The 8,155-nt window shown below is 64.7% G+C and carries 9 protein-coding genes and 2 pseudogenes; 5 read left to right on the top strand and 6 right to left on the bottom strand.

The genetic code is table 11. The features are described 5' to 3' along the window. The 3 genes and pseudogenes from JOZ00_RS20210 to JOZ00_RS20200 form a co-directional block, all read left to right on the top strand. A pseudogene (locus tag JOZ00_RS20210) lies at positions 1-427 on the top strand (lipid-transfer protein); the annotation flags it as partial. Further along, positions 427-1,626, top strand: a complete 1,200-nt coding sequence (locus JOZ00_RS20205) for a thiolase domain-containing protein (protein ID WP_293347017.1) — start codon at positions 427-429, stop codon at positions 1,624-1,626. The pseudogene JOZ00_RS20210 and the gene JOZ00_RS20205, both read left to right, overlap by 1 nt. 49 nt (positions 1,627-1,675) lie before the next feature. Further along, on the top strand, positions 1,676-2,089 hold the full coding sequence (locus tag JOZ00_RS20200; RefSeq protein WP_293347014.1) for a nuclear transport factor 2 family protein: 414 nt from the start codon (positions 1,676-1,678) through the stop codon (positions 2,087-2,089). Positions 2,090-2,096: 7 nt separating this feature from the next. On the opposite strand, the gene JOZ00_RS20195 is transcribed toward JOZ00_RS20200, so the two are convergent. After that, positions 2,097-2,621, bottom strand: coding sequence for a gamma carbonic anhydrase family protein (locus tag JOZ00_RS20195; RefSeq protein ID WP_293347011.1), 525 nt, complete (start codon positions 2,619-2,621; stop codon positions 2,097-2,099). 114 nt (positions 2,622-2,735) lie between these two features. Here JOZ00_RS20195 and JOZ00_RS20190 point away from each other — a divergent pair, with 114 nt between their 5' ends. Beyond that, the gene (locus tag JOZ00_RS20190; protein ID WP_293347008.1) at positions 2,736-3,890 is read left to right on the top strand and encodes a Rieske 2Fe-2S domain-containing protein; all 1,155 of its coding nucleotides are present in this window, start codon (positions 2,736-2,738) and stop codon (positions 3,888-3,890) included. Continuing rightward, the gene (locus JOZ00_RS20185) at positions 3,887-4,336 is read left to right on the top strand and encodes a hypothetical protein (RefSeq protein WP_293347005.1); all 450 of its coding nucleotides are present in this window, start codon (positions 3,887-3,889) and stop codon (positions 4,334-4,336) included. Before JOZ00_RS20190 ends, JOZ00_RS20185 begins: the two co-directional genes overlap by 4 nt. On the opposite strand, the gene JOZ00_RS20180 is transcribed toward JOZ00_RS20185, so the two are convergent. The 5 genes and pseudogenes from JOZ00_RS20180 to JOZ00_RS20160 form a co-directional block, all read right to left on the bottom strand. Further along, positions 4,337-5,482 carry a sulfotransferase gene (locus tag JOZ00_RS20180; RefSeq protein ID WP_293347002.1) on the bottom strand — a complete coding sequence of 382 codons (1,146 nt, stop codon included), beginning with the start codon at positions 5,480-5,482 and terminating at the stop codon, positions 4,337-4,339. It lies immediately after the preceding gene. Positions 5,483-5,534: 52 nt separating this feature from the next. Beyond that, positions 5,535-6,317 (bottom strand): SDR family oxidoreductase, encoded by a 783-nt coding sequence (locus tag JOZ00_RS20175; RefSeq protein ID WP_293347020.1) that lies wholly within the window; start codon positions 6,315-6,317, stop codon positions 5,535-5,537. Between the two features lie 2 nt (positions 6,318-6,319). Next, complete coding sequence (locus JOZ00_RS20170) at positions 6,320-7,447, bottom strand: hypothetical protein (RefSeq protein ID WP_293346999.1); 1,128 nt, start codon at positions 7,445-7,447, stop codon at positions 6,320-6,322. 88 nt (positions 7,448-7,535) lie between these two features. Next, complete coding sequence (locus JOZ00_RS20165) at positions 7,536-7,826, bottom strand: hypothetical protein (RefSeq protein ID WP_293346944.1); 291 nt, start codon at positions 7,824-7,826, stop codon at positions 7,536-7,538. Positions 7,827-7,889: 63 nt separating this feature from the next. Next, positions 7,890-8,155 (bottom strand): annotated as a pseudogene (locus tag JOZ00_RS20160) (4-hydroxy-2-oxovalerate aldolase); the annotation flags it as partial.

Raw genomic sequence — 8,155 nt, 5'->3', positions numbered from 1 at the left:
CGTGCTCGCGGCCGGCGACCGGGCGCGCGAGCTGCGCGAAAACCCGGCCTGGATCACCGGAATTGAGCACCGCATCGAGTCGCCGGCGCTGGGCGTTCGCGACCTCACCGAGTCCGAGTCCACGAAGGCCGCGGCCCACGTCGCCCTGGGTGGCAGGGCCAACAACCTCGACGTCGCCGAGATCTGCGCACCGTTCACCCACCAGCACCTGATCATCGCGGAGGCGATCCGGATACCGGGGCCGACAAAGGTCAATCCTTCCGGCGGTGCGCTAGCGGCGAATCCGATGTTCGTAGCCGGACTTGAGCGAATCGGCTTTGCGGCACAACACATCTGGAGTGGGTCAGCGGAGCGGGTGCTCGCGCACGCCACCAGCGGGCCTGCGTTGCAACAGAACTTGGTCGCGGTTATGGAAGGAAAGAACTGATGGCAGGCGCAGGGGCAAACCTCGCTGCGGTGCTGGGTACCGGACAGACCAAGTACGTCGCGAAGCGCAAAGACGTTTCGATGAACGGTCTCGTCCGCGAAGCCATCGACCGAGCGCTGGCCGACTCCGGTTCGACGTTCGACGACATCGATGCCGTCGTCGTCGGCAAGGCGCCGGACTTCTTCGAGGGCGTCATGATGCCCGAGCTGTTCATGGCCGACGCCGTCGGAGCTACCGGTAAGCCGCTGATCCGGGTGCACACCGCGGGTTCGGTCGGCGGATCCACCGGCGTGGTCGCCGCCAGCCTCGTGCAGTCCGGCAAGTACCGTCGGGTGCTGGCGATGGCGTGGGAGAAGCAGTCGGAATCAAACGCCATGTGGGCGTTGTCGATTCCGATCCCCTTCATCAAGCCGGTGGGCGCCGGGGCGGGTGGCTATTTCGCTCCGCACGTCCGCTCGTACATCCGCCGCTCGGGCGCGCCGAACAACATCGGCGCGATCGTCGCCGTCAAGGACCGACTCAATGGCGCCCGTAATCCGTTGGCGCACTTGCATCAACCCGACATCACCGTCGAGAAGGTGATGGATTCGCCGATGCTGTGGGACCCCATTCGCTTCGACGAGACCTGCCCGTCATCGGACGGCGCCTGCGCCGTGGTGATCGGCAACGAGGAGAGCGCCGAGGCCCGGCTGGCGGAAGGGCAACCGGTGGCATGGATCCACGCCACCGCGCTGCGCACCGAGCCGTTGCAGTTCTCCGGACGTGACCAGGTCAGCCCGCAGGCCGGCCGTGACGCGGCCGCCGCGCTGTGGAAGGCCGCCGGCATCCAGAGCCCGATCGACGAGATCGATGCCGCCGAAATCTACGTGCCGTTCTCCTGGTTCGAGCCAATGTGGTTGGAAAACTTGGGATTCGCCGCCGAAGGCGAGGGCTGGAAACTCACCGAAGCGGGTGAAACCAAGATCGGTGGCCGACTGCCCGTGAACCCGTCAGGCGGGGTGCTGTCGTCGAATCCCATTGGCGCCTCGGGTCTCATCCGCTTCGCCGAGGCGGCCATCCAGGTGATGGGCAAGGGCGGCGATCACCAGGTGCCGGATGCGCGAAAAGCGTTGGGACACGCCTACGGCGGCGGCTCGCAGTACTACTCCATGTGGGTGGTCGCCAGCGAGAAGCCGGAGCGCGAAAAACCGCGCTCATGACCCGCGCCGGCGACGATGCAGAGCGCAGCGATGAGGAGGAGTGGCGCTCGTGACCCAGTCCGAGCACCCCGCGCACGAGGCGGGGCGTCGCTCCCGCGAGGCGGTCACCGCCAGGGACAAGGACGCGTGGCTGGCGGTGTTCACCGAGGACGCCATCGTCGAAGACCCCATCGGGCCATCGGCTTTGGACCCCGAAGGTAAGGGACACCGCGGGCGCGACGCGATCTCGGCTTTCTGGGACAAGGCCATCGCCCCCACCGACAAGATCGAGTTCGTCTTCCGCGACACCTATCAGTGCGGCAACGAGGAAGCCAACGTCGGGCACATCCTGATCACGACCGCCGGTTACCAGGTCACCGCGGAAGGTGTGTTCACCTACAAAGCAAACGACGAGGGCCAAATGGTCGCCCTGCGCGCGTATTGGGAGATGGACCGCGCGACGGCGAGCACCCGAAAGGTCTAGATCGGCACTAGATCGGTTCCAGGCCAGCCATGTGCCGCTGAGCCAGGTCGCGGTAGGCCTGCGGGTTGAGATTGATCCACATCTCCGCACCCGTTCCGGCAATGGGGCCCTTCACCTGCGCGGGCGATCCGACGGCCAGCATCCCGGCCGGAATCTGGGTGCCGGCAAGCACCAGCGACCCCGCGGCGACCAGGCTGCGCGCGCCTATCACCGCGCCGTCCAGAACGGTCGAGTGATTGGCGATCAGCGCCTCTTTGCCGACGTGGGCCCCATGAATGACGCATATGTGGGCCACCGTGGCACCGGGGCCGATGTCAACCGGGATGCCCGGCGGCGCGTGCAGCACCGACCCGTCCTGCACATTGGCGCCTTCCCGCACGACGATGGGCCCGTAGTCGCCACGCAATACGGCGTTGTACCAGACCGAGGCCCCCGCCTGGACGACAACGTCGCCGATCAGCGTGGCGGTCGGGGCGACGAACGCGGTGGGGTCCACCCGCGGCGACTGGCCTTCAAAAGAAAACAGCGGCATCGTTTAGATATACCCCAGTGCGCATATGTCATGGCCACGGTCACCGTCGTTGCGCGCCCCCGCCGCAAAACTGTAACGTGTTCTAGTTAGAAGCCCGCTGAGTTTGGAGGCCGCATGGCTACCGAAACCGCCGAAGTTCGCGAAATCGACGCCGGCACCCTGCCCGACCGCTATGCACGCGGCTGGCACTGCCTTGGGCTCGTCAAGGACTACCTCGACGGCGAACCACATGGGATCGAGGCGTTCGGCAGTCACCTCGTCGTGTTCGCCGACTCGCACGGTGACGTGCACGTGCTGGACGGCTACTGCCGGCACATGGGCGGCAACCTGGCACAGGGCACGATCAAGGGCGACGAGGTCGCTTGCCCGTTCCATGACTGGCGCTGGGGCGGCGACGGCAAGTGCAAGCTGGTGCCCTACGCCAAGCGCACGCCAAAGACGGCCCGCACCCGCGCCTGGACGACCGATGTGCGCGGCGGCCTGCTGTTCGTCTGGCACGACCACGAGAACAACCCGCCGGACCCCGCCGTCCGCATTCCGGACATCCCGGAGTCCCACAGCGACGAGTGGACCGACTGGCGGTGGAACAGCATCCTCATCGAGGGGTCGAACTGCCGCGACATCATCGACAACGTGACCGACATGGCGCACTTCTTCTATATCCACTTCGGTCTGCCCACGTACTTCAAGAACGTCTTTGAGGGGCACATCGCCTCGCAGTACCTGCACAACGTCGGAAGGCCCGATGTCAACGATCTGGGCACCTCCTACGGCGAGGCACACCTGGATTCGGAGGCGTCCTACTTCGGCCCGTCGTTCATGATCAACTGGCTGCACAACAAATACGGCGACTACAAGGCCGAGTCGATCCTGATCAACTGCCACTACCCGGTCACTCAGAACTCGTTCGTGCTGATGTGGGGCGTCATCGTCGAAAAGCCCAAGGGCATGGACGAAAAGATGACCAACAAGCTCGCCAAGGTCTTCACCGAGGGCGTCAGCAAGGGCTTCCTGCAGGACGTCGAGATCTGGAAGCACAAGACGCGCATCGACAATCCGCTGCTGGTGGAGGAAGACGGCGCCGTGTATCAGATGCGACGCTGGTATCAACAGTTCTACGTCGATGCTGCCGACGTCACTTCGGATATGACGGACCGCTTCGAGATTGAGGTGGACACCTCCATCGCCAACGAGAAGTGGCACGTCGAGGTCGACGAAAACCTGGCAAAGCGGGCTGAAGAAGAGAAGACCGAGCAGCCGGCTACATGAGTTCACCCGAGCAGCCGCCTGACGTCGATCGGCTAGCCCGGTCGATGCTGATGCTGCACGGCGATCATGACGACCACGACGAGCGGCCGGCTCGCCCAGGACGCGACGGCGGTAGCTGGTCGAAGGCAAGGGATTTCGCCAACGATCCGCAGCGCGCCGCCGCGGTTGCCGAGGCCAGTCGGGCCGACCGCGAGCGCTATCTAAACTCGGGGCTGCTGCCGGTGGATTGCCGGTTCTGCCATGTCACGGTCACCGTCCGGCGACTGGGCCCGGGTCACACCGCGGTGCAGTGGAACACCGAAGCGTCGCAGCGCTGCGCGTATTTCGCCGAGGTGCGCGAATCGGGTGGGGACACGGCGCGCACCCGGTCGTGTCCCAAATTGAGCGACAGCATCGAACACGCGGTCGCCGAGGGCTATCTCGAAGACGAGCCGGACGACGACTGATCACAGCCCGGCGAATCGCTCCTTGACCGTCTCCGTGGTCAGGCCGTAATCGGCCAGCGAGTAGGTATGCTTCGGGGCCCGCGCGCCGGTCTGGCTCTCGGCGTGGGTGTCTGCCATGGCCTTTCGCGCCTCATCGGTGAGTGTCATGCCGAAGTGCTCGTAAACATCTGCCACCGTGCCCATCGGATCTGCGATCAGATCCTTGTACTCGACGTCGTAGAACTGGGCCGAATCGTATTTCGCGCGGGCGGTGTTGAAATTCTCCAGACCGCGCGACCAGGTTTCCATTGCGTCAGCGCCGATCTGGGCGCCATCGAACGTTGTCGACCATCCCTCGGCGGTGTGCTGGGCCAGCGAACACATCGAGGCCATGATCGTCTCCACCGGGCGATGGGTCTGGATCACCAGCGCATCGGGATAGGTCTCCATCAGCGCGTCCAGAGCGAACAGGTGACTGGGGTTCTTGAGCACCCAACGCTTGTCGGCGTCGTTGAGCCCGATCAACTGAAGGTTCTTGCGGTGCCGCTGATATGACGGCGTCCAATCCTGTTGCGACAGCCACTGGGCGTAGGTGGGCAGGTGCGCCAGGGTCTCATACGACACCGAATGCAGCGACTGGCGCAACAACTGCCAGCACTCCTCCAGCTCGTATGCGGCCATGAAATGCAGACCGGTGTAGTCGGGGTTCTCGTTGTGGTGTTTGGTGAACAGGTCGTCGAGTTGACGGAAAAATGGGTTGGAGTCCCAAGTTTCGCGTGGTGGGCGCGGCTGCGGGAACTCGGCCAGCCACAGGTGCAGCCCCTGGTGGGCCGGGTCCGCGCCGAGCAGCCGGTGCAACGCCGTGGTGCCGGTGCGCACCAGCCCGGTGACGAAGATCGGGCGTTCGATGACGACGTCGGCGTGTTGCGGGTACTGCTTCCATGAGGCTTCGGACAGCAGCCTAGCCACCAGTGCCCCGCGCAAGAAGAACCGATTCATCTTGCTGCCCAACGGCGTTAGTCCGGCTTCCCGCCGGTAGGAGCTCAGCAGCGTCTCGAGGGCTTCGAGATAGTTGTCGTCGTTGCTGCCGAAGTCGTCGAGCCCGATCAGCTTGCTAGCCGATGCGTGCAGGTCCTCGACGGTGCCGATGTCGGTGCGATCTGTCATTGTCGCGCCGCCTCCTTCTCATCGCTGCGCTCCGCATCGTCGGCGACGGGCATCAGGTGTGATACTCCCCGCAGTTGACGTCCAGGGTCTGGCCGGTGATGCCGCTCGACAGATCGCTTGCCAAAAATATTATGGCCGAGGCGACCTCGTCCTCGGTGGGCAGACGCTTCAAATCGGAGTTAGCCGCGGTGGCGGCATAGATCTGGTCCGCCGTGGTGCCGTACTTTCCGGCCTGGTGCTCGAAGTAGCCCTGCAGCGTCTCGCCCCAGATATAGCCCGGGGCAACCGAGTTGACGCGGATACCCTTCTCGCCGAGCTCGGTCGCCAGCGACTGGGACATGGACAGCAGCGCCGACTTGGCCATCTTGTAGGCGCCGTACTTGGCCTGCGAATGACGCAGCACCATGGAGTTGACGTTGACGATCGATCCGTCAGCGGACTCCAGCGCGGGCGTAAAGGCCTGGATGAGCCGCAGCGCGCCGAGCGCACTGAGCTCGATCGCGTCGCGGATGTGCTGAAAACTGGTGCCCGCCAACGGCTTCATTGATGGCACGCGAAACGCGTTGTTGATCAGCACGTCGACCTTGCCAAAGGTCGCCGTGGCGGTCTCGACGAGGTAATTCACCTCGTCGTCGTCGGTGATGTCGGCGCGCACCGCGAGGGCCTTGCGCCCGGTGTCGTTGATCTGTTTGGCGACGTTCTCCAACCGCTCCACGGTCCGCGCCGCGAGCACCAGGTCGGCGCCGTTTTGCGCGCATCGGTGCGCCAGCGTCGTGCCCAGTCCCGGCCCGACGCCGCTGATGACGACAACCTTTTGATCGAGCATCCCTGACATCGTCACCCCAGCATCCTTGCCGCAATTTGCTGTTGGCGCAGCGCAATTCGCGCACGCCAATCGTCCTCGGAAATCTTGTTGTGCTCGAAGTATGGCAACTTGCCCGCCACCGCATCGAGGTCGACCAGCTCGACGGTCGGACCGTCGGCATCGGTGAGTTGACGGGACACCCGCTGCCAGCGGAACTGCAGGAAGCCGCGCCGGTGGCCGAGCGTCTCGACCCAGTTGGTCACTCCCGGATTCTGGTCGGCGATGACCATCCGCACTATGCCGTCCGGATCCGCTTGAGCCTGAGTGTTGTTCAGCGAGGTTTGGTGGTTGATGTAGTCCAGCGAGATGTACCACAGGCTGCCCAGCTGGAAGCCGAGGTAGGGGGCGTCGGTGACTGGAATGGTGATCACCAGCGCCTGGTCGGGCTGCAGGTCAAAGTGCCCCACCGACGAATACTGGGTGGCCAGACCGCCGGGCGTCAGCCGGGGCGGAACCATGGTGTTGACCGGGATGTCGAGATAGAACCACTGCGGGAACTGCAGCCACGTCTTCACCCGGGTCACCAGCTGCTTTCCCGCAGTGGCGTAACGCTTTTCGATCGTCTCGCGAGTAAGAGGCGGCGGCGCGGTACCCGCGGTGTCCAGTCGGGAGATGGCCAGCGTGCCGCGCCGGGCCGACCAGTCGCCGTATACCTCGCGCATCACCAACTGCCCCGCGCTGGACGGCCGAACCCGCCACTCGAAGCTGCCGTCGGCGGCGATTTCGAGCTCTCGATCGTCGAACGCCGCCTGGCTCGCGGGCACGTTGTCGTCGGTGTACTCACCGCCGAGCAGCTGGAAGCTCAGGTCGGTGGTGGTGCCCCGCACGCCGGTGACGACGTAGTCACGGTCGGCATGCACCCGGGTACCGAAGTAGAGGGTGTCCGGGTTGTCCAGGCCCATCTTGGTGAACGGTCCGGTGCCCGACTGCAGGAACGGGTGGTCGCGTTCGTAGTCGAAGGCCAGATGCGTGCAGGCCGCAATACAGCCGGCCAGATACTGCAGTCCTTCGAGCAGGTCCGCTTCGGTCTCGATGAACGGTGCGGCGGCCACCAACTTCTCGGCCTCGGCGATCGCGGAGGCAAGGGGATCAGAGAACACGCATAGACGCTAGAACGTGTTCTACTTTTTCGTCAATGGCGAACGTTCCCGCGCGTCGGCCGCAACGTTCAAAGACGAGGCCGGCTCACTAGGGCGGGCACGAGTGCGAAAGGTCGATCAGGTGCTGGCGGATGTCGGGATGCCGGTTCAGATAGTCGATGACGTTGGGGCCACCGCCTTCGGCCTCCGACTGCGATTGCAGCTTCTGGTGCAGGTCGGGATGCCGCTGCAGGTAGGAGTCTATGGATGAACCCACGTCCTGATTGCATTGCGGATCCGCGTTAGCTATGCCCGCCACGGGCAGTGCGATCATCGTCGCGGCGGTAGCGGTCAGCAGCCCCCCGGCGAGCAGGCCGACCTTCTTGTGTGTCGTGCGCATGCGGGTCAGAGTACTCGCGGTTGCTATGCGCCGCCTGTGTGGGAATCCCCCGAAAACCGCAGGCTAGCGAGTAGCCGTGGCGCCGCTTTGCTGTTCGCGCTTGATTTCCAGCGCGATGTCGATGAGCTGGTCCTCCTGGCCACCGATGAGCTTGCGCTGGCCGGCCCGGTGCAGCAGTTGGTGGGCCGGCACTCCGTAACGCTCCGACTGGCGGATGGCGTGCTTGAGGAAGCTGGAGTAGACGCCCGAGTAGCCCATGATCAGGGCGTTTCGGTCCAACAGGCACTCGGCGGGCATGGCCGGTGCGACGACTTCTTCGGCGGCATCGG

The sequence above is a fragment of the Mycobacterium sp. genome, assembly GCF_019243155.1.
Lineage (GTDB): Bacteria > Actinomycetota > Actinomycetes > Mycobacteriales > Mycobacteriaceae > Mycobacterium.
This window is presented reverse-complemented; position numbering and strand designations above follow the sequence as displayed.